Genomic DNA, 25798 nt, shown 5'->3' on the forward strand with positions numbered 1-25798 from the left:
ATCCCAGATAAACAGGAGGTTTACACTTGCTTACACTTATAAAAAATACAGAAGTTTACGCGCCGCATTATTTAGGGAGGAAGGATGTTCTTCTTACTGCGGACAAAATCGGCTATATCAAAGACAAGATTGACCTTGATCTTTCAGCACTGTCCGTTCATGTGATTGACGGAACCGGCAAACTTCTTGTTCCGGGCTTCATCGATTCGCACGTTCACCTTATTGGCGGAGGGGGAGAAGGCGGGTTTAAAACCCGTACTCCCGAGCTGAACTTGACCGATGCCACGAAAGCGGGCGTTACAACAGTTGTAGGAGTGCTTGGCACAGACGGGACGACAAGAAAAATTGAAAGTCTGCTTGCAAAAGCTCATGCCCTAGAAGAAGAGGGCATAACAACGTATCTGCACACAGGGTCCTACCAGACTCCCGTAAAAACGCTGACAGGAAAAATTGAAGAAGACCTTATTTTTATCGATAAAATGATCGGGGTTGGAGAGATTGCGATTTCCGATCACCGTTCATCAGAACCGACGTTTGAAGAGCTGTCCAAAATTGCCGCCGCCGCAAGAAACGGAGGTCTGATCACTGGGAAGGCCGGCGTCCTTGAAATCCATGTCGGCGACAGTGAACGCAAACTCGACCTGCTTTTTGAAATCGCCGAAAAAACGGATATCCCAATCCATCATTTCCACCCGACCCATATTAACCGGAACGAAGAATTGTTTGAAGAAGGCATCAGGTATGCAGAGATTGGCGGATATGTGGATTTCACAACGAGCACGATTCCCCAATTTCTCGAAGAAGGGGAAGTAAAGTGCAGCCAGGGTCTCAGACTGATGCTTGAAAAAGGAGTGCCTGTCACGCAAATCACGTTTTCATCAGATGGCCAGGCAAGTCTTCCTTATTTTGATGAGAACGGAGATTTTGCCGGACTTCAAGTCGGAAAAGTTTCTTCTCTCTACCAGGAAGTAAGGTCGGCTGTTCTTGATGAAGGGGTTGAACTTGAGACGGCACTGCAGGTGATTACCTCAAACCCGGCAAGGATTCTGAAGCTTAAGAAAAAAGGGGAAATCCGCGAACAGCATGATGCAGACATTGTCATGCTTGAAAAAGAGTCTCTTGCAATCGACACGGTCATTGCGAAAGGGAAAATAATGGTTGAAGAAGGCGTCCCGCTTGTTAAGGGCACCTTTGAACAATAAATGAAAATCAGCCTGCGTATACAGACAAACATCCAACATTAAGAGGGGGAATTGGTGTGAAGAAACGTATCAGCATGCTTGCAGCGGCCTGTCTTTTAGCGTCAAGCTTCAGTATTCCGGCAGGAGCCGCCGGCAAAGAGGAAATCAAAGGAAGCCTCGTTATTGCGGGGGGGGCTTTGGGAAGCAGCAACGAAGCGGTTTATGATGCTTTCATTGACCGTGCTGGAGGCGCAGGGAAGGCGAAAATCGGCATCATACCTGCAGCGAGCGGGAAGCTGAAATCATCGAATGAGTTTAAAGCAGATCTTGTGAAATACGGCGTGAATCCTGCAAATGTTGAAATTCTTCCAATCTCTGACCATGATTTCAGCGATACAGATTTTGACGAAAAGCAATGGACGGAGAATGTGAATAAACAGGAAACCGTTAATCAAATTAAAGAGCTTGATGCCATCTGGTTTGTTGGCGGAGATCAGCTTAAAATCACGAGCACCCTTTTTAACGATAAAGCTAAGCGGACAAAAGCTCTGGATGCCATCTGGGATATTTATGAAAAAGGTGCGGTCATCGGAGGGACAAGCGCCGGCGCTGCCATCATGAGTGATGTGATGATTACAGGCGGCGACAGCCTTGGCGGCCTTAAAGGCGAGTTTACAACAAAGGATCAGTCTAACCCTGATAAAGAATATGCCCCAGTCTATATTGAAAAAGGACTTGGCTTTTTCCAGCACGGCATTGTGGACCAGCACTTCGATGAGCGTGCACGACTTGGACGTCTTGCTGCAGCGGCTGTGAAGTATGAAACGAATAAGAAAACAAACTATTCATACGGAATTGACGAAGATACGGCCTTAATCGTAGACAACAAGACCAAAACAGCGGAGATTGCCGGCCGCGGCGGCGTGACGGTTGTGGATACAAGCAAGGCGAAGCCTGCGCGCAAAAATCTGCACCCTGTAAACAATGTGGAGCTGAGCTTTTTGTCGCCAGGGGATAAGATTGATTTGAAAACGAAAGCTTTTACTTTCAGAAGCGACAAGCTTGACACAAGAGGCTACGAATACTATTCGTTCAAACCGCTTGATGCCACCGGCGTACTGACGTCATACGGAAGATTGAAGCCGTACCTTTCCTACTCGCTTGTTGATAATAGCTCAACAGATTCAGTAAAAAGCTACTTATATGACAGCAAAGGAAAAGGGTTCGCTTTAACCTTCAGCAAAACGGATGGAACAAACGGCTACTGGGGCTATCAGGATGGACAGAAAGATGACTATTCAATCGTGAAGGTCAAAATGGACGTCTCGCCGGTGAAGGTTTCATTCAAGAAGGATGACAAGGCGTTTAAAGACTATAAACCTTCTAACTTTACGGTTCCAAGCAAACAGGACCGCGGTGACATCAAAGGAAACCTGGTCATTGCAGGCGGTGCTCTTGGATCAACTAACGAGTCGGTTTACAAATCGTTCATCGATCTTGCAAACGGGAAAACAGATGCCAAATTTGGGATTATTCCGGCAGCAAGCGGATCACTAAGCTCAAGCAATACGTTTAAAAAGGATTTGATTCGATACGGAGTAAAAGAAGAAAACATTGAAATTCTGCCTATCACTGTTTCGAATTACAAAGATACGCCGGATAATGATGCAACTCAATGGGAAAAGATTAAAAACACTGATGAATTTGCAGCCAAAGTTAAAAACCTTGACGCCATCTGGTTTGTCGGAGGAGATCAGACGAAAATCACGAAAGCTCTTTTTAACGCTGATCAGTCTGAATCCAAAGCCTTAACAGCCATCTGGGACATCTATAAAGAAGGTGCAGTCCTCGGGGGAACGAGTGCAGGGGCAGCCATTATGAGTGACGTAATGCTTGCTGGCGGCGGAAGTCTTGACACTCTAGCACAAGGGTTTACTGACACTTATGACGGCATGCAGCAGCAGGAAGGCGGACCGGGCTATCTCGAGCGCGGACTCGGCTTCTTCCAATACGGCATCATTGACCAGCATTTCGACAACAAAGCCCGTCTCGGAAGACTGATTGCAACAGCTTATGAAAAAGGAGACCGCAATCAGCTTTCTTACGGAATTGATGAAGATACAGCCATGGTTGTCCGCAATGCCGAGAAGAAAATAGAAGTAGTCGGCCGTGCAGGGGTTACAGTCGTTGATCTGTCAGAAGTCCAGACGAACCCGGCGGCTCAAAGCCAATATAAAAATATCCAGCTGTCCTCACTAGCAGAAGGCGACTCTGTCGACCTTAAAACGAAGGAATTCAGCATCAGCGAACACAAAGTCAGCACAACAGGATACGAATACGGAGATTACCAGGCTGCGCCGCACTCAGGCGTACTGACTCCGCACGGAACACTCAGCAAATTCATTTCCTACAACCTTGTTGACAACTTCGGAGAAAAAGAAGTAAAAAGCTATGCCTTCAACCAGGGAAAAGGCGTTGAGCTCACATTCAGAAAAACAGAAAAAACCGACGGATTCTGGGGCTACAAAGACGGCGGCAAAGATGATTATTCATTCGTAAATGCCGTACTTGATATCCAGCCTGTTTCTGTAAAAGTGAAATAATGATTGAACCAGGCCGATTTTGGTCTGGTTTTTTTTAATTATTTAAATAAGAAACTCCAGTGGATTGCAGCGGAAGGAACTTGACTCCTGCGGGATATAGAGGGCAAGGGAGACCCCGCAGGCTGGCCGAGGAGGCTCCCGGCACTCCCCGCGGAAAGCAAGTTCCTGGAGCGGAAAGGAACGGGTACAATTTGAAATCTGCAATGAACAGCGGAAAGGAACATGTCCTATTAATAAATATATTTATACATAATCAAAAATTAACTAATTTGTATTATAGATAAACTCGAGCTAAACTAGGAATTGTTAAACAAACAAACCAACAAACTCAGGAGGTAACATATTATGAGTAAACATATACTAATGGTCGTGACAACGGCTGACAAAATGAACGAGGATCACGCAACGGGCCTTTGGCTCTCTGAATTCGGAGAAGCTTACGTTGAATTTAAAAAAGCCGGCTTTGACATCACAGTGGCAAGTCCACTTGGCGGAAAAGCCCCGGTTGATGCACGCAGCTTAGAAGGCGGAGAAACTCCGCAGGATATCCTTGATACAGCTCAATACCTTGAAAATACACTAAAGCTTGAAGACGTAAAAGATGCATCTGCTTTTGATGCAATCTTCCTTCCTGGCGGACACGGAACCATGTTTGACCTTCCGGATAACGTGAAGCTTCAGGAACTGATCCGTGACCTGTATGAAGCAGACAAAATTGTAGCTGCCGTGTGCCACGGTCCAGCAGGTCTTGTCGGCGTGAAGCTTTCAGACGGCACGCAGCTTGTCGCAGGCAAAGCTGTTACAGCATTTACAGATGAAGAAGAAAGAGCGACAACACTTGACCGTTTCATGCCGTTCCTTCTTGAAACACGCATGCGCGAGCTTGGTGCAAAATTCGTCGCAGCTGAAAACTGGACAGACCACCTTCAAGCTGACGGCCGTCTTATTACAGGACAAAACCCGCAGTCTACAATCAGCGTAGCTAAAGAAGTCGTTAAACAATTAAGCTAATTCACGGCGGAAGCCTGTAAACTGCGGTTTACAGGTCTTCTTCTTTTGTGTACCGGTTCTTCTTGCCGCAAAAAGAGAAGAATTTTTTAAAACACAGGAAAGACTATTTGATGAACGAACACATAAGGAGTGTCAGAAATGATGAAAGCATTACTGCTTAACGGCAAAAATGAATGGAAGAACATGAAGATTGAAGAAACAGAAAAACCGGCACCTCAAAAAGGTGAGGTTGTAGTCGAAATCCATGCAGCGGGGCTGAATCCGGTTGACTATAAAACAGGAACGAACGGCAACCCGAACTGGTCATTCCCTCACATTCTTGGCCTTGATGCAGCCGGAACAATCCATGAAGTCGGCGAAGGCGTCACTGAATGGAAAAAGGGAGACCGTGTTGTGTACCACGGAGATTTTAACAAAAAAGGGGCTTATGCAGAGTATGGCGTGACAACGGCTCATACGATTTCACGCATACCGGACAGCATCACGTTTGAAGAAGCGGCTGCTCTTCCAACTGCAGGATACACGGCGTATCAGGCGCTGTTCCGCAAGCTTCCGATGAATGCCATTGAGACCATCTTGATTCACGGAGGAGCAGGCGGAGTCGGCGGCTTTGGCATTCAGCTTGCAAAAGCGGCGGGCAAAACAGTCATTACAACAGCATCAGAACGCAACCATGACTATGTTCTTTCACTCGGAGCAGATCATGTCATTGATTACACAAAAGAAGATGTAAAAGCGAAGGTAATGGAACTGACAGACGGACGGGGAGTGGACGCTGTCCTCGATACAGTCGGAAGAGACAATGCAACAGCATCACTTGATTTGATTGCCTACAACGGGCACATTGCCCACATTGCCGGAGCACCGGATTACTCCCGTGTGAAACCATTTACAAAGGTCATCTCCTTCCATGAAATTGCTTTGAATGCGATTCATCATCACAATGATGTAATCTCAGAGCGCGATCTTGCAAAAATGGGCGATGAGCTACTGAAAATGGTCGAAGAGAAAAAAGTTTCACCGCTGCTTGAGAGAGTTATTACACTCGAAGAAGTGCCGCAAACGCTAGAGGAGCTTTCAAATCGTCATGTAAAAGGAAAAATCGTTGCAAAAATAAAATAACACAAAGGGGCAATCCATTCATGCAGCCAATTACAATCACAGCGATATTAACAGCTAAACAAGGCAGAGAAGCGGAACTCAGAGCAGAGCTTCAAAACGTGCTTGCCCCCTCTCGTGCTGAGGAAGGATGCATGGAATACTCGCTGCACGAATCTGCAGAAGATGAACGTGTATTCGTCTTTTACGAAACGTGGAAGGATGCGGAGGCCCTGCAGCAGCACATTGATTCGGCACATTATCAGGCCTGCAGAAAAAATACGGCAGATTTAATGGAAAGCCGGCAAGTGCTTAAACTGAGAAAACTGTCATAAAACGGCATCCAGACACCGACCGCTTAGTCCGTCGGTGTCCTTTTTTATATAATAAAAGAATACTTCATAGCGATAACGATAAAAATTTTTATAACAGAATTAAAGGGAGAGAGCTTGAAATGATTGATTTTGAATGGTACCGGAGCTTTATCAGCATCTACCAGCACAGGTCTGTCTCCGGAGCTGCAAAAGCCCGCATTCTTACTCAGCCCGCTATGAGCCAGCACTTGGCAGCGCTTGAAGCCGAAGTCGGCGAACCGCTGTTCACGCGTGCTCCGCGGAAGATGATCCCGACAGAGAAGGGGAAGGAACTTTACACAAAGCTTGTGCCGCTGATTGAGAACCTTGAAAAAATGACGCTGTCGATCCGGTATGCCTCAGCATCTGCATCTTCAGCGCCGCTGATTCGAATAGGTTCGCCGGCAGAGTATTTCACAAAGGCGGCTTTAGCAAAGCTGTCTGACATGGGCATCCGGATGTCGGTTCACTTTGATGTGGCGCCTATTCTTCTGGATGCTCTGCAAAAAGATGAGACGGATCTCATCTTAACGACTCAGAAGGTGCAGGTAGCGGGCATTGACTATGAAAAAATAGAGGACGAGCACTTTGTCCTTGTTGCTCCTGCGGGTTATCCTGAAGCGGAGGAAACAGAAGACTGGATGAAACGCCAGAAATGGCTCAGTTATGGTCTTGAACTCCCGATTATCAGAAGGTTTTTCAGGGTGCACTTTGGAAAGCGTCCGGAAGTTCAGCCGCACTGCGTTTTTCCTGATTTACGAACCATTCTTGAAGCAGTTGAACTGGGAATGGGGATCAGTGTTCTGCCGGAATATTTGATAAAGGACTCCCTGCATGCAGGGAAAATAAAAATTCTGTTTTCCGAACGTAAAGTGGATAATACGATTTTTGCAGCATATAAGGTTGAAAATAAAGACAATCCGTATCTCGGTGAAGTACTGAAGGTGCTGAAAAAGTAAACAATTCTGAACTTTTTCCGGCTGTTGTTAGAAGTGCCATTATGAGTTATACTTTTACGTATTATTCAAAATTTTTTATTCTTGTATAATTTCAGGTAAGAGGGTCTGAACGTTTCTACCTGGCAGCCGATAAAATGCCAGACTACAAGAAAGTGTGTACAGCAAAAAATGAGTTTATACGGATGCTGCAGTCTGAAGCCTTTCGGATTGACCGTGTCCTTTCCATGCTCTTATTTTGCCATGCTTTCTGTCTAGCGGCTGATGGTGTGGGAAAATAGGGGTTTTTTAATTGATTTTATGCAGATTACGTAAAAGAGCAACATGGCTCTTTTTCAGCCGGAGGAGAGAGACAGATGGATTTAGTAAAAGGAACAGTGCTCTTATTAGTCGTACTAGGTTTATTTTCATTATTCAGCTATAAAGCTCCAAAGGGCATGAAAGCGATGGGAGCTCTCGCGAACGCTGCAGTGGCGGCCTTTTTGGTTGAAGCCTTTCAGCGGTTTGTCGGAGGAGATCTCCTGAAAATTGAATTTCTCGGAGAAGTAGGAGATGCGGCCGGCAGTATGGGCGGAGTTGCAGCTGCAGCTCTTGTCGCACTTGCGCTTGGGGTTTCGCCGGTTTATGCCCTGATGCTTGGTGTATCCTGTGCGGGACTCGGTTTGCTGCCGGGATTTTTTGCAGGCTATGTTGTGGCGTTTCTGGTTAAATGGATTGAGAAAAAAACGCCTGCCGGACTGGATTTGCTCGTTACAATCATTGTCGCGGCACCGCTTGTCCGGTTCATCGGAAACGGTCTGACGCCGGTCGTTGATGCGACGCTTCTGAATATTGGCGGCATTATTACGGAAACGGCCAACAGCAATCCGGTACTGATGGGGATTATCCTTGGCGGAGTCATTACTGTGGTTGCCACTGCGCCGCTTAGCTCCATGGCTCTTACTGCGATGCTTGGACTTACAGGTCTGCCAATGGCAATCGGAGCCCTTGCAGTCTTCGGGTCATCCTTTATGAACTATGTCCTGTTCAGCCGTCTGAAATTCGGCGACAGACGGACAACGATTGCAGTTGCCATAGAGCCCCTTACACAGGCGGATATTATTACCGCGAATCCTGTGCCTGTTTATGTGACGAACTTTTTCGGCGGGGCTGCTGCAGGAGTCGTTGTTTCCCTGTTCGGACTTGTCAATGATGCGACGGGAACAGCAACACCGATTGCAGGTCTTGCTGTTATGTACGGCTTCAATGATCCAATGACCGTTACAATCGCAGCTGCACTATGCGCCATTGCCGGCGGAATTGCAGGGCTGCTCGGTTCCATCGTGTTTAAGAATTTCAAAATTAAAACAGTGTCAGAGATTAGAAAAAACAGCCTGAAAGAGGCTGCATAAAAACAATATAAGATTCCTTCAATGCAATAAAAAGAGGAACTCCAGCTGAAACTGGGGTTCCTCTTTTATATCTATTTATTTTTGTCTTTAAGCGCTTTAATTGCTTTTTCTGTTGCTTCAGCAATAAGCTTGTCGTTATATTCAGCATCTTTTTTATCACGGCTTGAAAGGACAGCAAGCACAATAGGATCTCCTTTTGATGGCCAAATGATGGCAATGTCATTCCGCGTACCGTATGATGCTGATCCAGTTTTATCAGCTACTTCCCATCCTTCCGGCACTCCAGCCCGAATTAACGCATCTCCAGTAGTATTCCTCTTCATCCAATCTATTAAAAGTTCACGTTTCTCGGGTGGAAGTGCATCTCCCAATATAAAAGCCTGAAGACTTGCAGCAAGTGCTCTCGGGGTACTCGTATCATGAGTTTCACCAGGATTGACTTCATTCAAATCTGGCTCAAAACGCTCAGGGCTTGTCGTGTTATCTCCAATATCCTCCAGTGCTTTCTTAAATCCTGCCGGCCCGTCCAATTGTTTAAGGATAAGGTTCCCTGCAGTATTGTCACTGTATCGAAGAGAAGCATCAGCAAGCTCCTTAAGAGTCATCCCCGTATCAATATACTTTTCTGTAATCGGATTATAATTAACTAGATCCTCGCTTGTATAAGCAATTCTTTGATTAAGATCTTCTAAAGATTTCTGTTGTAAAAGGACTCCTACAGCCAGAGCCTTATGAGTAGATGCATAAGCAAAACGCTCATCTGGATGATAGCTTACTGTTTGGTTTGTGCCAGTATCCAACGCAAAGACACCAAGTTTGGCATCATATCTTTCTTCAAGCTCAGCAAAATCATGATGATGGGCATTTTCTTTTTCCTTGGTTTTAGTTAAACTGGTATGAATATCGTTGTTTGAACAACCTGCAAGAGCTGCACATGAAAGAAATAGTACAGGGACAATTTTTCTAAATGTGAAAGTACTAAAGCTCAATGATTTCATTAAAATTCAACCTCTTTCTGAAAAATATTTGTTATGTATCTTCTCTGATAGCAACCGCACCTTTAGTTCTTGATGTAGAATGAAGACCATCTAAGACTATTAAAAGATTACATTTGTAGTCCGACTACATCTGTAGTAAAGTATTACATATGTAATCAAACTAAGTCAATCCTTAATTTTTTTATCATCAAGCCACTATGAGTATGCTATATTCCTGTATTTTAAAAATTTTATAGTCAAGAGAGGTGGTTTTGAAGGACATGATTATAACTCAGTTTATAATAGGTCTATTGGTGTCTTCCTTTTCCGTTACTGTGATCTTGCTTATAAGAATGTGGTTCCGAAGACAATTAACGGCAAAATGGACCTATCATTTGTGGATGCTGCTTTTTTTTGCTTTAGCACTTCCATTCATTCCTGCTAGTTTGTATAATTTTAGTTCTCTCTTTAGCAGTGGGGAGACGTATCAGACTAATGCGCCCGGCTCTAATACTGGAAAAAATGGAACTCAGAGTCTGCACCTTTTACAAGATTTTTCTGAATCTGTCAACCGGCCTGACCTGTCTTTCCTTAATATGAGTGTGATGGGCTTATGGATGTCAGGGGTGCTTATACTTACCTTTATGATGCTGCGCGGATGGATCAAACTTAGAAGGATAAAGAAGGAATCTTCTTCGTTTGGCAATAAAGAAGTTCTCGTCCTTTTCGAAGAATGCAAGAAAAGACTGCAGATTAAAAAATCAATTAAGATTGTTCATTCGAAGAGTGTCCAATCTCCAATGATTTTCGGACTTTTTCAAACATATATCGTGTTACCTTTTCAGCATGAACACTGGCTTAGCTTGAAAAATTACGAGTATATCTTTCTTCATGAACTGAGTCACTATAAAAACAAGGATTTGCTGACAAATGTCGTGATATTGTTCTATCAAATCATTTATTGGTTCAATCCCCTTATCTGGCTTGCTTTTAAAAAAATGAGATTCGATCGGGAAATTGCATGCGATGCATCTGTCTTACAGTTACTGGATGATCACTCTATTAGTGATTATGGACATACAATCATTAACTTTCTGGCTCTTTCAAAGCGGTCAAGTAAGCTGCAGTTAGTGACGCAATTAGACGGTTCGAAGGTCCAAATTAAAAAACGAATTGAGCAAATTTCTGCCTACAAGAATTCCGCAAAAAAACCAATCAGAAAAAGCATCTTTATTTATGTTTTGGCCAGTGTCATACTAACGATTCAGTTACCTTTCGTTTCTGCATTTTCTACGGAAAACGACCGATACTATTTCAGTAATGACAGAGCAGCGTATAAAGATTTGCATCAATTCTTTCGTGGGTATGAAGGAAGCTTTGTTTTATATGATCATAATGCACAGCAATATCACATTTATAATGAAGAGAAAAGTACGCTGCGGGTGTCACCTGATTCCACATACAAAATTTACAGTGCCTTATTCGCACTGGAATCAAATGTAATCTCACCTGAAGAATCCACTCTTGCATGGGATGGGAAGGAGCAGCCCTATAACGCTTGGAATGAGGATCAGGATCTCTCATCTGCTCTTCAAAAATCTGTAAGCTGGTATTTCCAGGAAGTAGATCGCAGAACAGGATTTGAAACTATACACTCCAATCTAAAAGAGATAAACTATGGAAATTCTGATATATCAGGGGGAATGGATGAATTTTGGCTAGAATCCTCATTGAAAATATCTCCTGTCGAGCAAGTTAAACTGCTGCATTCCTTTTATTACAATAAATTTGGATATAATGAAAAGCATATCAAAACTGTGAAAGAAGCACTGCTCATAGAAAATCATGAAGAAGCCCGCCTCTCGGGAAAAACTGGTACAGGAACAGTAAATGGAAAAAATATCAATGGCTGGTTTATCGGTTATGTAGAGACGAAGGACAATACATACTTCTTTGCTGCCAATATACAAAACGAAGTTAATTCAACAGGAAGCAAGGCGGCAGAAATCACATTATCAATCTTACAAGATTTAGGAATCTATAAAGGAAATGGAGGGGTGGAATATGGAGAAAAGCATACCTAGTATTTCAGAATCAGAATGGGAAATCATGAACGTACTTTGGGACAAAGCCCCTCGAACAGCGAGTGACATCATATCTTCCTTACAGGAAAGTTCCAACTGGAAGCCGAAAACAATACGCACTCTTCTCGATCGATTGGTTCAAAAAGATGTAGTAGGTGTCAATAAAAATCTGAGAGTTTACACCTTTTACCCGCTTTATACGCAGGAAGAATGCCAGCGTGCCGAGACTGAATCATTTATCAACCGCATCTACGGAGGCACCCTGAAATCCATGCTTGTCCAATTTATTCAGGAAGATACACTATCTGATGATGATATTAATGAACTTCGCTTTATGTTAAATAAGAAACCTGAAAAGTAATACCAAAAAAGTCGATTTGGAATGTTTCCAAATCGTTTTTTTTGTTTGGATCGCACTACAAGAAGCACACCATTAATAAATGATGTGCAAGTTTTAGATTTATTTAATTGCATTTCTAAACGTAATGGGCGCAGCTAAGAAAGTTTTTTATGCCTGTATACCAAGCTTCTTCATCCTATACTGCAGGCTCTGACGGCTCAGCCCGGCATCTGCCGCGGTTTTTGTGATGTTGCCCCGGTTTTTTTTCAGCATGGAGCGGATATAGCCTGCTTCTGTCCGCTCCAAATGCTCTTTCAGCTGTATGTCTTCTGTCCCTTCCTCGAGGTGTATCTCAAAAGGTGCGGCAGAGGAAGATGTTCTCGTAAATGACTTTGAGCGGAAATGCATGGGAAGGTGGCTGAAGCGGATCGTATCTTCATCTGCCATCACATTCATCGCACCTTCAATCATATGCTGCAGTTCCCTTACATTGCCGGGCCAGTCATACGTGATCAGCATGTCCATGACCTCCTGATCAACACGCCGCACGTCCATTTGGAACAGCTCATTATATTTTCTGATAAAGCGCTGAATAAGAAGAGGGATATCTTCGGTTCTGTCTCTCAGAGGAGGGACAAAAACAGTGACTACGCTTAATCGGTAATAAAGGTCTTTTCGCATCCGGTCTTTCGTGATGGCTTCAACAGGATCTTCGTTGATGGTAGCGATGATCCGCACATCAATCGGAGTGTCTTTCGTATCGCCTATCCTTCTGATCGTTCTCTCCTGCAAAGCCCGAAGCAGCTTGGACTGGAGGTTTGGATTCAATGAGTTGATTTCATCAAGCAGCAGTGTGCCGCCTTCTGCCTGTTCAAATAAACCCGGATGATCAACAGCCCCTGAAAAAGCCCCTTTTTTTGTGCCGAACAGCAGGCTTTCAATCAAGTTGTCCGGAAGTGCGGCGCAGTTCTGGGAAATAAACGGGGCGGCTGATCGGCTGCTTCCATTGTGTATGCTTTGAGCGAACAGCTCTTTGCCTGTTCCGGTTTCGCCGACTATCAGAACAGAGGAGGTTGTCCTTGTCGCCCTTTTTGCACCTTCAATCACATCTTTTATAGCAGAACCTTCTCCGATGATACTGTCAAACGTGTAAGATGTTCCGCTTCTTCCTTTTATCGTGTTCTTCATCAGACTTTCAATCTTGGTCATGTCTTTGGCAATTTCGACCGCGCCAATAATCTCATGGCCGTTTTTGATTGGAAAAGTGTTATTGACCGTTGTAATCTCCTTGCCCCTGTTGTTGAAGTAAGTCTGTTTGCTGTTCTTTGTTTCCGTTCCGTTTTGGAGAGCCTGCACAAGTGTGCTTCCTTCCTTTGAAAACATAAAGACGTCAAGGAGGTTTTTGTGCATCACATCTTTGCTGTCCATTGATTCAAGCTGGGACATTTTTTTGTTGTAAAGAATGGTGGTGCCGTTTTTGTCTATCACATGGAGCCCGACATCTATTTCATCGATGATGGCTTCCATGAAAAGCTGCATGTATTCTATGTTTATATTCATCATATTTTCTCCGGATTTTTCTTCTATTTTACTCTCATTCTGAATGGAGTGCAAAAATTTTTTGCGTTTAATAAGCAAAAAAAGTTGGCGGTGCAAAATGACTTTGCACATCAAAGCTGATTCTTTCAGCGAATGAACGTTGGCACAGAACTTGCATTTACATGTGTAAGGAAAGTATGAAGGAGGAAACAAAATGACAACTTTGACAAAATCACAGGAACTGATCCAGCAGACATCCAAGTTTGGAGCAAACAACTACCATCCGCTGCCGATCGTAATTTCTGAAGCGCTCGGTGTATGGGTGAAGGATCCTGAAGGAAATGAGTACATGGATATGCTGAGCGCATACTCTGCTGTGAATCAGGGTCACAGACATCCGAAAATCATCAAAGCCCTGAAAGATCAGGCAGATAAAATCACCCTGACATCCCGCGCTTTTCACAATGACCAGCTCGGACCGTTTTATGAAAAAGCGGCAAAATTGACGGGGAAAGAAATGGTTCTGCCGATGAATACGGGGGCAGAAGCAGTAGAAACGGCCATAAAAGCGGCACGCAGATGGGCATATGACGTGAAAGGCGTGGAAGAAAACCGCGCTGAGATCATCGCATGCATCGGGAATTTTCACGGCCGTACAATGTCAGCCGTGTCCCTGTCATCAGAAGAAGAATATAAGCGCGGCTTTGGTCCGATGCTGCCAGGCATCAAACTGATTCCTTACGGAGATCTTGAGGCATTAAAAGAAGCGATTACCCCAAATACGGCAGCGTTCTTGATTGAACCGATTCAGGGAGAAGCAGGGATTGTCATTCCGCCTGATGGATTCTTGAAGCAGGCATCTGCGCTTTGCAAGGAACAAAACGTCCTTTTTATTGCTGATGAGATTCAGTCAGGTCTTGGCCGGTCGGGGAAAACATTTGCATGTGACTGGGAAGATGTTGCTCCTGATATGTACATTTTGGGCAAAGCACTTGGCGGCGGGGTATTCCCTATCTCGTGTGTTGCTGCAAATAAAAACATCCTGGGTGTGTTCAATCCGGGCTCGCACGGTTCCACGTTTGGCGGGAATCCGCTGGCATGTGCTGTTTCGGTGGCTGCGCTTGAGGTGCTGGAAGATGAGAAGCTATCAGAGCGTTCACTGAGACTGGGAGCTTATTTTAAAGAAAAGCTTGCAGAAATAAAGAATCCTCTCATTAAGGAAGTGCGGGGGAGAGGCTTATTTATTGGGGTAGAGCTGACAGTTCCTGCGCGTCCATACTGCGAAAAATTAAAAGAAGAAGGCCTGCTCTGCAAAGAGACGCATGAGACGGTCATCCGCTTTGCACCTCCGCTTGTGATTTCAGAAGATGATCTCCAGTGGGCAATTGAAAGAATTACAAGAGTACTATCTAAGTAAAAAGCTATTATCATATCAATGGGGTGGAATCGTGGGGATTATTAAGGACGTACAACAGGCAGATAAAGAAAAAGAAAGCTTAAACTTATTTCAGTCGACGCAGACAATCATCAAAGAGGCTTTGGGGAAATTAGGCTACTCAGAAGAATTTTATGAGCTGCTGAAGGAGCCTGTGAGAATGCTGACTGTCCGCATTCCGATTCAGATGGACGACGGCTCGGTCAAAGTGTTTACAGGCTACCGTTCCCAGCACAACGATGCCGTCGGTCCGACAAAGGGCGGCGTGCGCTTTCATCCGGAAGTCAACGAAGATGAAGTAAAAGCCCTTTCCATCTGGATGAGCTTAAAATGCGGCATAGTCAATCTTCCTTACGGCGGCGGAAAAGGCGGCATTATCTGCGACCCGAGAGAAATGTCATTAAAAGAGCTCGAAAGACTGAGCCGCGGATATGTTCGTGCGGTGAGCCAGATTGTAGGTCCTACCAAAGATATCCCTGCCCCGGATGTGTTTACAAACTCCCAGATCATGGCGTGGATGATGGATGAATACAGCAGACTGCGAGAGTTTGATTCACCGGGTTTTATAACAGGCAAACCGCTTGTCCTTGGCGGTTCCCACGGAAGAGAAACCGCAACAGCAAGGGGAGTGACGATCTGCATTGAAGAAGCGGCAAAGAAAAAAGGCATCAGCCTTGCAGGTGCCCGCGTAGTCATTCAGGGCTTTGGCAACGGAGGCAGTTTCCTCGCCAAATTCATGCACGACGCAGGAGCAAAAGTCATCGGCATTTCAGATGCCTACGGCGCCCTGCATGACGAAAACGGGCTTGATATTGACTACCTGCTTGACCGCCGCGACAGCTTTGGCACGGTAACAACTCTTTTTACAGATACCATCACAAACCAAGAGCTTCTAGAGCTTGACTGCGACATCCTTGTGCCGGCAGCCATCTCAAACCAGATCACGGCTGAAAACGCCAGTAAGATTAAAGCATCCATTGTCGTAGAAGCAGCAAACGGGCCAACGACGATTGAAGCTACCAAAATTCTCACCCAGCGCGGAGTCCTGCTCGTTCCGGACGTCCTGGCAAGTGCGGGAGGGGTAACCGTTTCCTACTTTGAATGGGTGCAGAACAACCAGGGCTACTACTGGACCGAGGAAGAAGTCGCAGAGCGTCTGCAGAAGGTTATGGTCGATTCGTTTGAAAACACGTTTCAGACTGCACTCATTCACAGAGTTGACATGAGACTTGCCGCCTACATGATCGGAAGCCGTAAAATGGCTGAAGCATCACGTTTCAGAGGGTGGATTTAAATCAGAGTAAAGAACACAAATCCGGATGAGGGTTTGTGTTTTTTTTTTCTAAAACTGATGAAGAAGCCTGTGATAAACTTAAATAGAGAAATAATGGAAAGCATAGAAGCCAGTTCAAGGGGGATGCAGCATTGAAAGAGACAGAGGAAGGATTTCAAATCACTTCAGAAACAGAAAGATTAATCATTAGACCATTGAAAAAAGAAGATTATGAGAATTGGCTGAATGAATTTGAAGCACGGCAACCATCACTAAACCGGCACGACAGCGGGAAATTTGATATGAGTGAGTGCACAAGGGAATGGTTTGATCAGCTTGTAGACAAATATCAAAAGCTGGCTCTTTCAGATACTGCCCACGTTTTTGATGTTTTTAGAAAAACGGACGGCAGACACATAGGTACGGTTGATTTTTCAACTTTGGCAAGAGATGATTTTCAGTGGGGCCGGATCGGGTATACGATTCATAATCAGCACTGGAAAAAGGGATACGGCAGCGAAGCGGTGAAAGAAGCTCTGACGATCGCTTTTCAGCATCTGAAGTTTCACCGTATTGAAGCTCATATCAATCTTGATAATGCTGCTTCCGTCCGATTAGCCGAAAGGGCGGGCATGGAATACGAATGCACGCGCAAAGGATTTATATATGAAAATGATGAGTGGACGGATCATTTGGTTTATGTCAAAAACGCAGACTGATTTTTTATAAAACGAGGGACCCCAAAATCATTGGGGTCCCTCGTTTTATTATCTTTGAAGTTTATATTTTAATGCAGCTATACATATCACAAGCCAGGCGCAGCCTGCTGCAAACCCTGCGATGACATCGCTTGGATAATGAACACCCAAATAGATGCGGCTGAAGCCTATTAATAGAATGAGAAGCATCGACAGGGTCAGAATCAGGACTTTCATGCTCTTTTTTCTGACCATGGTCGTCAGCAGGTAGGCTAAGATTCCGATAAAGGAAAAGGACACCATGGAATGGCCGCTTGGAAAGCTGTAGCCGCTCTCATCTACAAGCGGATTAAAGGTCGGACGGTCTCTCTTAAACAGCCATTTCAAATAATAGTTCAGAAGAGACGAGCCGGATACCGATACGATCAGAAACAGACCTTCCCACCATTGTCTTGCGATCAAAAGAAAGATCAGGGCAATGGACATGCCGATCATAATGCCTGTTACAGATCCGAGGGAGGTGACGGCGGACATGATCTCGCCGAAGAATGGAGTGCGGAAGCCGTGTATGTACTGAATGATAGGATTATCAAAGGATTTAAGCTCCATTTCAATCACTTCATCGGCAAATTCGATAAAGACAAAACAGCACGCGCCGATGAGCAGAATGGAGTACATGATGAATGATTTGGACAGGCGCTCTTGTGCTTCGTTTTTCATGAACATGCTCCTTATGCGTTTAATTGTAGGAATACCACGTTTCACAAGCAAGCAAACATGTGGTTTCAATTGCAGGATTTTAGGAAATTAGAATACTACAATTGGAGGTGCTGCACAATGATAAAAGAACTGATAAAACGCATTCAGCTGCATGAAACTGGGGATCAGGCAGCCGTCCTGTCCCATTTCTTCCTGCTCTCATTATTTCCGCTGCTGATTTTTCTTGTAGCACTGCTTCCATACCTGCAGATTGAGACAGCGACAATCGTGGATGTTATTAAGCAATATGCGCCGGCTGAGGCGGGATCCATGCTGACGGACCACTTGACCGGTCTCATGAATGAGCCAAACGGCGGCTTGCTTTCATTCGGTCTTCTTGCCGCCCTCTGGTCTGCTTCTAATGCAACAAACGCCTTAATCCGTTCACTGAACAAAGCGTTTATTGTCGAGGAAACGAGGCCGTTCTGGAAAATCCGCCTTCAGGCCATCATTATGACGGTGGGACTTGTCCTGACGTTCGCTTTGACACTCGTCCTCCCGATCTTCGGAAGCGCCATTATAGAATTTGTCGGCAACTACTTTTCTGTCGTGAGCGAAAATGAAATCTTCTTAAATGTCTTGAGATTCATTATTTCATTTTTTATGATGTGTGCGGTGCTGATGGTACTCTACTATCTTGCACCTAATGAGGATATGACATTGAAAAGTGTATACTTCGGTGCCATCGTCGCCACTGTGATCTGGCAGGTGATTTCTCTCGGATTTGCCTTTTATGTTTCGCAGTTCGGCAATTATAATGCTACATACGGAAGTATCGGGGGCGTCATCGTACTGATCATGTGGCTGTATTTATCAGGCTTTGCCATCCTGATCGGAGGAGAAATCAATGCGATTAAAGCCTGTGAGAAGAATGGGAAAAAGTGTGTGTGAGAAGAACGAAAAAACTCCAATCGGTTGGGATTGGAGTTTTTTTGTTTATCATTTCTTTGTCTGGCGTGTTGACAGCAGCGTGAATCGTACCCTCGGAAACAGAAAAACGATTTGGGAGGGTAAGCAAACGTGCGAATCATACCCTCGGAAACCGAGAAACGATCTGGGAGGGGAAGCAAAAGCGTGAATCGTACCCTCGGAAACCGAGAAACGATCTGGGAGGGTAAGCAAAAGCGTGAATCGTACCCTCGGAAACCGAGAAACGATTTGAGAGGGTAAGCAAACGTGTGAATCGTACCCTCGGAAACCGAGAAACGATTTAAGAGGGTAAGCAAAGCACTGAATCGTACCTTCGGAAACCGAGAAACGATTTGGGAGGGTAAGCAAGCGCGAATCGTACCTTTGAAAACCGAGAAGTGGAATGGCGGATAGCACCAGAACAAAATCCCCCAAAAAGGCAAAACCGGCCTTTTCCGGTGATTTCTTTTCTGCCTGTCAGGCCTTAACAGTCGGCTCCGCTTTTCTTTATTCCCACTTCACAAACGCCTCCAACAAAATCGACAGCAAAATCCCCATCATCAGTCCGTTTGAAAGCAGCGGTGAGATGTAGACGGAAAGATCCCGGAACACGGCGGGATCTGTGTTCATGATGCTGACTCCAATCAGGAGCGGGGCGGCGATCCGGAAGATGGTTTTTGAATCGAATGCTGTTCCCTGTATGCTTTTCAGCGCAGTTCCGAAAAGCTGAAGGTAGGCGACAAACAGGACGGCGTTGCCCACAGTTACCGGGAGAGTAACCAGAATGGATACAAGAGGCGGGAAGATTCCCATAATCGTGATCATCGCTCCGCCGATCAGAAACGGCTTGCGCTTGAAAAGCTGAGTGCTTTCCAAAAAGCCGATGGTAGAGGTAAAGGGAGCATACGAAACCAGCCCAAGTACCGAGGCGAAAGCGGAATAAGAGCCTGTAAGGAAAAAGGACCTTCTGAAGGATGCAGGTTCAGGTTCGTCCTGATAAAGCTTCGCAGCCGCCTGGATGGAAGCGATCGTATTGCTTAAGTTCATCATTCCGCCAAGAAAGGCAATTAAGACAATGCCCCATTCCAGGTTTGGAAGACCAAGCGGGAAGAAAATGGATCCTTCAGGAGAAACGGATTTGGCTGCAGTTTCGCCTGGGAAGAGGATCAAATAGAGAATCCAGCCGACCGCAATTCCAAGCAGAATTGAAAAGTTTCCGAGAAAGGCATTACCTTTTATTTTAAGGAAGCTGACAAACAGAACGAGCAGGATGGAGAATAAGCTAACAGCCACGTTTAGCGTTCCGTCATCTTCTATTTTCAGCATCCCTTTAAAAAAGGTGAGAATCAGCTGAAAGGCAAGCAGGAATAAATAGACGCTTGCAACCATTGGCGTGAAGATCTTCTGAACCACTGAAGTCAAGTTGAAAGCAGCAAGGATGATGGTGACAATGCCCGCGAGCAAAATGCCGGAAGCAATCCCGCCTCCAATTTGGGTAAAACTCATCCCAAGAGAGGATGCAGACATGCCGAGGTTAAGAATCAGTCCCCAAATAATCCCTGAATGGCCTTCCATGATCGGGTATCTGTGGCCGATCCACCCCTGAAGAAAACAGGCGATACCGGTAAAAATCAGGGAGCTTCTGAGTGTGACGGCAATCTGGTCCGGAGTCAGATCAAAAGAAGTGCCGACTGATATCGGAACCACAATCGTATTTGCAAATATAAAGAACAGCCACTGCACGGAGGCAAGCGGTGTCGTGAATTTAGAGTTGTTCATGTTTCAATCGATCCTCTCTGACATACTTCAGTATCTAGTCTATCAAACATCATTTTTCAGTTGGGAACGGCAAGTAGATTTTTAAAAAACACCCATCTTCAACCATTCAATTTATGCTATCATACAGTCAGGTATATGGAAAATATTTATATGATCGTTAAAGTATATGTAAATCATATGATAGTAAGGAGGATTGCATATGGATATCAGACAATTGAATTATTTTATTGCAATAGCTGAAGAAGGCCAGATCACAGCTGCTGCAAACAGACTCAAAATGGCCCAGCCGCCCCTCAGCCAGCAGCTGAAGCAGATGGAGACAGAGCTTGGACTTATTCTTGCCGAGCGAAAGGGGAAATCACTTGAGCTGACAGATGCCAGGGAAAAACTTTACCAGCATGCATTAAAAGTAATAGATGCAATGGAAGAGGCCCTTTTTGAAGTGAAAGAAACAGGTACAGGAAAAAAAGGGAAGCTGTCCATTGGGGTGAACACACTCTCAAACGATAATCTGCCCAGTTTATTAAAGGATTTTCAAAAGAATTATCCTGATGTAACTTATAAAATTCAGCAGAATGATTCAGCCCAGCTTTGCAGGCTGTTAAAGGAAAAAGTGCTGGATCTTGCCATCGTCAGACTGCCGCTCGATCTGAATGATTTTCACGTCATTCACCTTGAACCTGAACCTTTTTACTTTGTCTCTTCAAGCCCGCTTGATTCTGATCAAAGAACCGTTAGAGCAGAGGAAGCCATAAAGGTTCCTCTCATTATTCCAAGTACAGAAGGACTTGGTCTTTACAGCAAGATTTTATCTGTTTTTACATCAAGAGACTTGGAACCTGACGTCATATGCGAATGCTCGGATGTCACCATTCTCTTTGATCTGGTCGCAGCAGGTTTTGGCGCAACGATTGTACCTGAGACGGTCATCAGATTAAAACCGCCTGAGGGTCTTCACGTTTATCTGATGGAAGAAACGGAGGGGTTGGGAGAATCAGGACTCATTTATTTAAAAAATCACTACCTGCCGAAAACGGCACAGAACTTTATTGATCTTCTGCAAGAAAAGAAAAAGGGACAGACGGAGGGGTAATTGTGAAGAAAACGCTTGTAAAGAATGTGATGATTGAAAAGGGCTATGCTTTTAATGAATTGGGAGATGTCACCGCTACAAAAACAGACATGGCTGATTTCATTCTTTCTGACGGGAGAATCGAAGAAATTGTTCCTGCCGGTTCAGAAGTATTTGAAGATTATGAGCTGTTCGATGCAGAAGGCGCATTGGCACTTCCTTCGTTTGCGGAAATGCATATCCATTTGGACAAGACCTATTACGGAGGGAAATGGAAAGCTCCGACTAAGGCGAAATCGATTTTTACGAGAATAGAAGAGGAACAGATCCTGCTCCTTGAACAGCTGCCCTCCGTGCAGGAACGTGCAGAAAAGTTGCTTGAGCTCCAGCTGATGAACGGGACCGGATTTGTCAGAACACACTGCAATGTCGATCAGGTTGTGGGTGTGAAGCATATTGACCTGCTTCAACAGGCATTTAAGACATATGAAAATAGGCTTGAAGGTGAGATTGTCGCTTTTCCCCAGCACGGTTTGCTCAGAAGCAGCAGCGTTGAGCTTGTAAAAGAGGCGATGAGAAACGGAGCACAGTTTGTCGGAGGTGTTGATCCGGCTACAGTGGATGAAGATATTGAAACGTCACTCTCTTCAATGGTAGAGATAGCTGTGGAATTTGGGGCAGGAATTGATCTGCATTTGCATGACAGAGGACACCTTGGCATTTATACAATTAAACGTTTATTGAGCATGCTGGAAGATGCGAAGTTCAAAAAGCCTGTGGCAATCAGCCACGCATTCGGACTTGCTGCCCTTTCAGAAGGCGAAGCACGGGAGCTCGCGCTCAGATTTGCAGAACTTGGAGTCAGCCTTGCTTCAACCGTACCCCTTGATTTTAAGATGCCGCTTGCTTTAATGAAGGCTGAAGGGGTAGACGTTTATCTGGGCAATGACAGCATTACAGACCACTGGGATCCTTTTGGTACCGGGGATATGCTTGAGAAGGCAAACGTGCTTTCACAGGTAAACCGGTGGAAGGATGAGCTTGCCTTGAGTCAGTCGCTGGGCTACATCACAAAAGGAATAACTCCGCTGTCAAAAGAAGGTGAGCAGCTTTGGCCAAAACCGGGAGACCGCGCGGATTTTCTTTTAACGGAAGCATCCTGCTCTGCGGAAGCCATCGCGAGAAGAACAAAAAGAAAGGCCGTGTTCTTTAGAGGAAAGGCTGTATATGAAACAGAATAACCATGAAGGCCGAGTTGTGCTTGTTCATTGAAGCGGTTACAATAATAGAAGCTTTATTTTTTCATAGGAGATGAATGGAAGATGAAACGAGTTGCAGCGGGGATTTTGCTGATGTCAGTTTTTTTTGTTCTTTTTGCCTGTTCAAAAGGCGAAAGCGAGGCAGAAGGTTCACTGATGGTTCATGCCGAAATCAGCGTTCCTGAAAAGATCAGCCTGAATACGGAAGAAACCCTTTCCGTCTCTGTCACACAAGGAAATCAGGCTGTGGAAGATGCTTCTGACGTGCAGTTTGAAATTTGGAAAGCAGACAGCAAGGAAGAAAGTGAAATGATCAGAGCGGAGCACACAGGTGACGGTATCTATGAAGTTAAGAAATCGTTCAGTGAAGAAGGCAGCTACTTTGTGCAGACTCATGTCACGGCCCGTGACTTGCATGTTATGCCCAAAAAAGAATTTGTTGTCGGCAAAGGGACTCTCACGGATAAGTCAGAAGATAAAAAAGAAGACCATTCTCATCACTAAAAGCTTCCAGCGGAGGCTTTTTTTTTATAGTATGAAATTCTTCAATCTTTACATAGAATTAATCATTCTTTGTTACAATATTGATTAGCAATATCGAATTCCGATATCAAGAAAGGTGATGGTCAATCGTGCGTGAATTTATTTTAGGCGCCATTAAAATTCACATTCTGTACCATGCGAAAATCGAGCCGATCTACGGGTCCTTCATGATTGAGGAGCTTAGAAGCCACGGATATGAAATCGGTCCGGGAACACTCTATCCGTACCTGCACAATCTTGAAAAGGCAGGCTACTTAACGAGAGAAGACCGCAAGGAAAACGGCCGGATCCGCAAATACTACAGCATCACAAAAGAAGGAGAGCAAGCGCTCATCGATGCGAAGAGAATGCTGAGAGAGCTTGCAAAAGAAGTGTTGAGGGAGGAGTATTAATGCTTAAAACGTGGATTGAAATTCTGCTGGTGTCAACGAGGCTTGGCCTCACTTCATTTGGCGGGCCAGTGGCTCATCTGGGTTATTTCAGAGATGAATATGTGAAAAAGAGGCATTGGCTTGACGAACGCAGCTATGCAGATCTTGTGGCGCTCTGCCAGTTTCTGCCCGGTCCTGCGAGCAGCCAGGTAGGCATATCCATAGGAATTGTAAGAGGAGGATTGGTCGGAGGCTTTATCTCCTGGTTTGGATTTACAATGCCGTCTGTCATTGCTCTTATCCTGTTTGCCTACTTTGTTACCGGTTTTCAGGCTGAAGACGCCGGGTGGATCACGGGTCTGAAGATTGTCGCAGTTGCGGTTGTAGCACAGGCGATTATGGGAATGGGGAAAAATCTCGCACCTGATCGGCCGAGAATTGCCATCGCTGTGATTGCCGCAGTATGCGCCCTGTTTTTCCCGACAGCGATCGGCCAAATTGCCATCATCATCATTGCCGGAGTGACCGGTTATATCATGTACCGGAATCAGGATGTTCCAAAGGCTGATAAACTCGCTATTTCCATAAGTAAAAAGACAGGAGCTGCAGCCTGGATTCTATTTGCCGGACTGCTGATCGGACTTCCGCTGCTCCGCCAGCTCTTCCCGTCTATTTGGATGGCGATGTTTGATACGTTTTACCGTGTCGGATCGATCGTCTTCGGCGGAGGGCATGTCGTTCTTCCGATGATTGAGAGAGAGGTCGTGCCTCCAGGCTGGATTTCTGAGGAAACCTTCCTTGCCGGATACGGTGCGGCCCAGGCGGTTCCAGGACCGCTGTTTACGTTCGCGAGTTATCTCGGGGCGTCAATGAACGGAGTGACAGGAGCCCTTGTTGCGACAGCTGCCATGTTCCTGCCTTCATTCCTATTGGTTGTCGGCATGCTTCCGTTTTGGAACTTTCTTCGGGAGAAAAGCAGCGTGCAGGCAGCACTGATGGGAGTGAATGCCGCTGTTGTCGGTATCCTTCTTGCTGCACTCTACGATCCGGTCTGGACAAGTGCGATTAAATCAACAGGAGACTTTGCACTTGCCCTGGCAGCATTCGCCTTGCTTGTCTACTTTAAACTGCCTCCATGGCTTGTCGTGCTGCTGGCTGCTGCCGGCGGTATCGTTCTTGGGCTAATTGGATAGCAGTTGAATGATGAAAAGACCTTCTTTTGGAGGTCTTTTTTCTGTTTAATATAAAAAATCACCCGGGAAAATCCCGGGTGATTTGCAATTAACCTCCTGGCTGCACCTCTACAGCTTGATCCAAGACTTCTTGAGGAATACTGAAGCCTTCAAGCTCGTTCATTTCTGAGAATTTGGTAGAGATAGCCTGCTGCAGTTCCACTTTCTGTTCGTTTTCCGTAACGAACATTTTAATCACCATATCCAGGGCTTTCGGATAGTGGGTTTCTTTATCAAGTGTGTACGTATAATCAATTTGTTCAATGTCCATTTGGTCCATAACAGCCTGCATATTCGGATCAGAGCCCATCATGTTTCCAGTCAGGCCCATCAGTTTTTCTCCATTACCTTTTACGCTCAGGATATATTCAGTGTCTGTTTCTTCAAGCTGAATGTCATCAGCCATTGCTTCCATTTGCTTAATCTGGTCTGCAGGCGTCATTGTTTTCGCCTGATTCATCATTTCTCCCATGCCCGGTCCTGCCTGGCTCATTTTGATCCAGCCTCCTGAAGCAGGATCGTTCATGTATATGTACTGGTCATCCATATACATTTCAATGGAAGTTGTCTGTCCTTCAGCTGACATATTCATTGTCTGCTGCATGACAAGCGGCTCGATATTCGTTTTTGTCTGCATGTCGGCCGTTGTTTCCATTTTTCCTTCACTTGATGTAATTGTCATATCCATTGTGCCGTCCATAGCGAAGTTTTTGAGATCAGCTGATTTCTCAGCAGCCGATGCAAGGACTTCTTCAGCTGTAGCTTCTTTCTCGGTATTTTCTGTTTCAGTCGTCTCCGTCTCCGCTTTTTCTGCTTGCTTGTCTTCTTTCTCCTCATTTGTTGCAGCACTCTGTCCGCATCCGGCCAAAACGAGTGTTAACAGTAAACTGATCAATAAACCCCATTTTTTCAAAATAAACAAGCTCCTCTCAGGT

23 protein-coding genes and 1 riboswitch are annotated in these 25798 nt (G+C 45.1%); of the genes, 18 read left to right on the plus strand and 5 right to left on the minus strand.

From position 1 onward, the window contains the following. Nucleotides 1-26 precede the first annotated feature (26 nt). The 7 genes from iadA (at nucleotide 27) to JOJ89_RS03910 (ending at nucleotide 8593) form a co-directional block, all read left to right on the plus strand. Nucleotides 27-1202 (plus strand): beta-aspartyl-peptidase, encoded by a 1176-nt coding sequence (gene iadA, locus JOJ89_RS03880; RefSeq protein ID WP_203289633.1) that lies wholly within the window; start codon nucleotides 27-29, stop codon nucleotides 1200-1202. A 56-nt stretch (nucleotides 1203-1258) separates the two neighbouring features. Then, complete coding sequence (locus JOJ89_RS03885; RefSeq protein ID WP_242524662.1) at nucleotides 1259-3784, plus strand: cyanophycinase; 2526 nt, start codon at nucleotides 1259-1261, stop codon at nucleotides 3782-3784. Between the two features lie 345 nt (nucleotides 3785-4129). Then, nucleotides 4130-4795 (plus strand): type 1 glutamine amidotransferase domain-containing protein, encoded by a 666-nt coding sequence (locus JOJ89_RS03890; RefSeq protein WP_203289634.1) that lies wholly within the window; start codon nucleotides 4130-4132, stop codon nucleotides 4793-4795. Nucleotides 4796-4936: 141 nt separating this feature from the next. After that, nucleotides 4937-5917, plus strand: a complete 981-nt coding sequence (locus JOJ89_RS03895) for a zinc-binding dehydrogenase (protein WP_029283502.1) — start codon at nucleotides 4937-4939, stop codon at nucleotides 5915-5917. A 20-nt stretch (nucleotides 5918-5937) separates the two neighbouring features. Continuing rightward, nucleotides 5938-6228 (plus strand): putative quinol monooxygenase, encoded by a 291-nt coding sequence (locus JOJ89_RS03900; protein ID WP_203289635.1) that lies wholly within the window; start codon nucleotides 5938-5940, stop codon nucleotides 6226-6228. Nucleotides 6229-6347: 119 nt separating this feature from the next. Next, nucleotides 6348-7205 (plus strand): LysR family transcriptional regulator, encoded by an 858-nt coding sequence (locus JOJ89_RS03905; RefSeq protein ID WP_203289636.1) that lies wholly within the window; start codon nucleotides 6348-6350, stop codon nucleotides 7203-7205. 61 nt (nucleotides 7206-7266) lie between these two features. Further along, nucleotides 7267-7370: riboswitch (purine riboswitch) on the plus strand. 188 nt (nucleotides 7371-7558) lie between these two features. After that, complete coding sequence (locus JOJ89_RS03910; protein WP_203289637.1) at nucleotides 7559-8593, plus strand: PTS sugar transporter subunit IIC; 1035 nt, start codon at nucleotides 7559-7561, stop codon at nucleotides 8591-8593. A gap of 71 nt (nucleotides 8594-8664) precedes the next feature. Here the strand turns inward: JOJ89_RS03910 and bla are convergent, their stop codons facing one another. After that, nucleotides 8665-9591 (minus strand): class A beta-lactamase, encoded by a 927-nt coding sequence (gene bla / locus JOJ89_RS03915; protein ID WP_203289638.1) that lies wholly within the window; start codon nucleotides 9589-9591, stop codon nucleotides 8665-8667. A gap of 260 nt (nucleotides 9592-9851) precedes the next feature. Here bla and JOJ89_RS03920 point away from each other — a divergent pair, with 260 nt between their 5' ends. Together JOJ89_RS03920 and blaI are read left to right on the plus strand one after the other, a co-directional pair. Then, complete coding sequence (locus tag JOJ89_RS03920; protein WP_203290250.1) at nucleotides 9852-11654, plus strand: BlaR1 family beta-lactam sensor/signal transducer; 1803 nt, start codon at nucleotides 9852-9854, stop codon at nucleotides 11652-11654. Next, complete coding sequence (gene blaI / locus JOJ89_RS03925; RefSeq protein ID WP_029283513.1) at nucleotides 11635-12015, plus strand: penicillinase repressor BlaI; 381 nt, start codon at nucleotides 11635-11637, stop codon at nucleotides 12013-12015. The genes JOJ89_RS03920 and blaI overlap by 20 nt, the downstream gene beginning before the upstream one ends. A gap of 147 nt (nucleotides 12016-12162) precedes the next feature. Here the strand turns inward: blaI and JOJ89_RS03930 are convergent, their stop codons facing one another. Then, nucleotides 12163-13554, minus strand: a complete 1392-nt coding sequence (locus tag JOJ89_RS03930) for a sigma-54 interaction domain-containing protein (protein WP_029283515.1) — start codon at nucleotides 13552-13554, stop codon at nucleotides 12163-12165. 193 nt (nucleotides 13555-13747) lie between these two features. On the opposite strand from JOJ89_RS03930, the gene JOJ89_RS03935 reads away from it, so the two are divergent. The 3 genes from JOJ89_RS03935 to JOJ89_RS03945 all read left to right on the plus strand — a co-directional run bounded on the left by JOJ89_RS03935 (nucleotide 13748) and on the right by JOJ89_RS03945 (nucleotide 16960). Continuing rightward, nucleotides 13748-14950: an ornithine--oxo-acid transaminase gene (locus JOJ89_RS03935; protein WP_203289639.1), complete on the plus strand. Its 1203-nt coding sequence runs from the start codon at nucleotides 13748-13750 to the stop codon at nucleotides 14948-14950. Nucleotides 14951-14987: 37 nt separating this feature from the next. Further along, complete coding sequence (locus JOJ89_RS03940; RefSeq protein ID WP_481825270.1) at nucleotides 14988-16262, plus strand: Glu/Leu/Phe/Val family dehydrogenase; 1275 nt, start codon at nucleotides 14988-14990, stop codon at nucleotides 16260-16262. A 131-nt stretch (nucleotides 16263-16393) separates the two neighbouring features. After that, entirely contained in the window at nucleotides 16394-16960 is a 567-nt protein-coding gene (locus tag JOJ89_RS03945) for a GNAT family N-acetyltransferase (RefSeq protein WP_203289641.1), read from the plus strand. A gap of 48 nt (nucleotides 16961-17008) precedes the next feature. Here the strand turns inward: JOJ89_RS03945 and JOJ89_RS03950 are convergent, their stop codons facing one another. Beyond that, entirely contained in the window at nucleotides 17009-17659 is a 651-nt protein-coding gene (locus tag JOJ89_RS03950; RefSeq protein WP_203289642.1) for a phosphatase PAP2 family protein, read from the minus strand. A 117-nt stretch (nucleotides 17660-17776) separates the two neighbouring features. Here JOJ89_RS03950 and JOJ89_RS03955 point away from each other — a divergent pair, with 117 nt between their 5' ends. Further along, nucleotides 17777-18589, plus strand: a complete 813-nt coding sequence (locus tag JOJ89_RS03955; protein WP_035207743.1) for a YihY/virulence factor BrkB family protein — start codon at nucleotides 17777-17779, stop codon at nucleotides 18587-18589. 525 nt (nucleotides 18590-19114) lie between these two features. On the opposite strand, the gene JOJ89_RS03960 is transcribed toward JOJ89_RS03955, so the two are convergent. Continuing rightward, the gene (locus tag JOJ89_RS03960) at nucleotides 19115-20386 is read right to left on the minus strand and encodes a uracil/xanthine transporter (protein ID WP_029567270.1); all 1272 of its coding nucleotides are present in this window, start codon (nucleotides 20384-20386) and stop codon (nucleotides 19115-19117) included. A gap of 199 nt (nucleotides 20387-20585) precedes the next feature. Between JOJ89_RS03960 and JOJ89_RS03965 the strand changes: the two genes are divergently transcribed. The 5 genes from JOJ89_RS03965 (at nucleotide 20586) to chrA (ending at nucleotide 24824) form a co-directional block, all read left to right on the plus strand. After that, a complete protein-coding gene (locus JOJ89_RS03965) occupies nucleotides 20586-21479 on the plus strand; it encodes a LysR family transcriptional regulator (protein ID WP_203289643.1) in 894 nt (297 codons plus the stop codon). Nucleotides 21480-21481: 2 nt separating this feature from the next. Beyond that, nucleotides 21482-22699 carry an amidohydrolase gene (locus JOJ89_RS03970; RefSeq protein ID WP_203289644.1) on the plus strand — a complete coding sequence of 406 codons (1218 nt, stop codon included), beginning with the start codon at nucleotides 21482-21484 and terminating at the stop codon, nucleotides 22697-22699. Between the two features lie 81 nt (nucleotides 22700-22780). After that, nucleotides 22781-23221 carry a FixH family protein gene (locus JOJ89_RS03975; RefSeq protein WP_029283539.1) on the plus strand — a complete coding sequence of 147 codons (441 nt, stop codon included), beginning with the start codon at nucleotides 22781-22783 and terminating at the stop codon, nucleotides 23219-23221. Between the two features lie 128 nt (nucleotides 23222-23349). Further along, the gene (locus JOJ89_RS03980) at nucleotides 23350-23652 is read left to right on the plus strand and encodes a PadR family transcriptional regulator (protein ID WP_320155107.1); all 303 of its coding nucleotides are present in this window, start codon (nucleotides 23350-23352) and stop codon (nucleotides 23650-23652) included. Next, a complete protein-coding gene (gene chrA / locus JOJ89_RS03985) occupies nucleotides 23652-24824 on the plus strand; it encodes a chromate efflux transporter (RefSeq protein WP_203289645.1) in 1173 nt (390 codons plus the stop codon). Before JOJ89_RS03980 ends, chrA begins: the two co-directional genes overlap by 1 nt. Nucleotides 24825-24912: 88 nt before the next feature. Here the strand turns inward: chrA and JOJ89_RS03990 are convergent, their stop codons facing one another. After that, nucleotides 24913-25776, minus strand: coding sequence for a DUF6612 family protein (locus JOJ89_RS03990; RefSeq protein WP_203289646.1), 864 nt, complete (start codon nucleotides 25774-25776; stop codon nucleotides 24913-24915). Nucleotides 25777-25798: the final 22 nt, after the last annotated feature.

Source organism: Metabacillus sp. cB07 (genome assembly GCF_016839225.1).
Taxonomy (GTDB): Bacteria; Bacillota; Bacilli; order Bacillales; family Bacillaceae; genus Bacillus_P; species Bacillus_P indicus.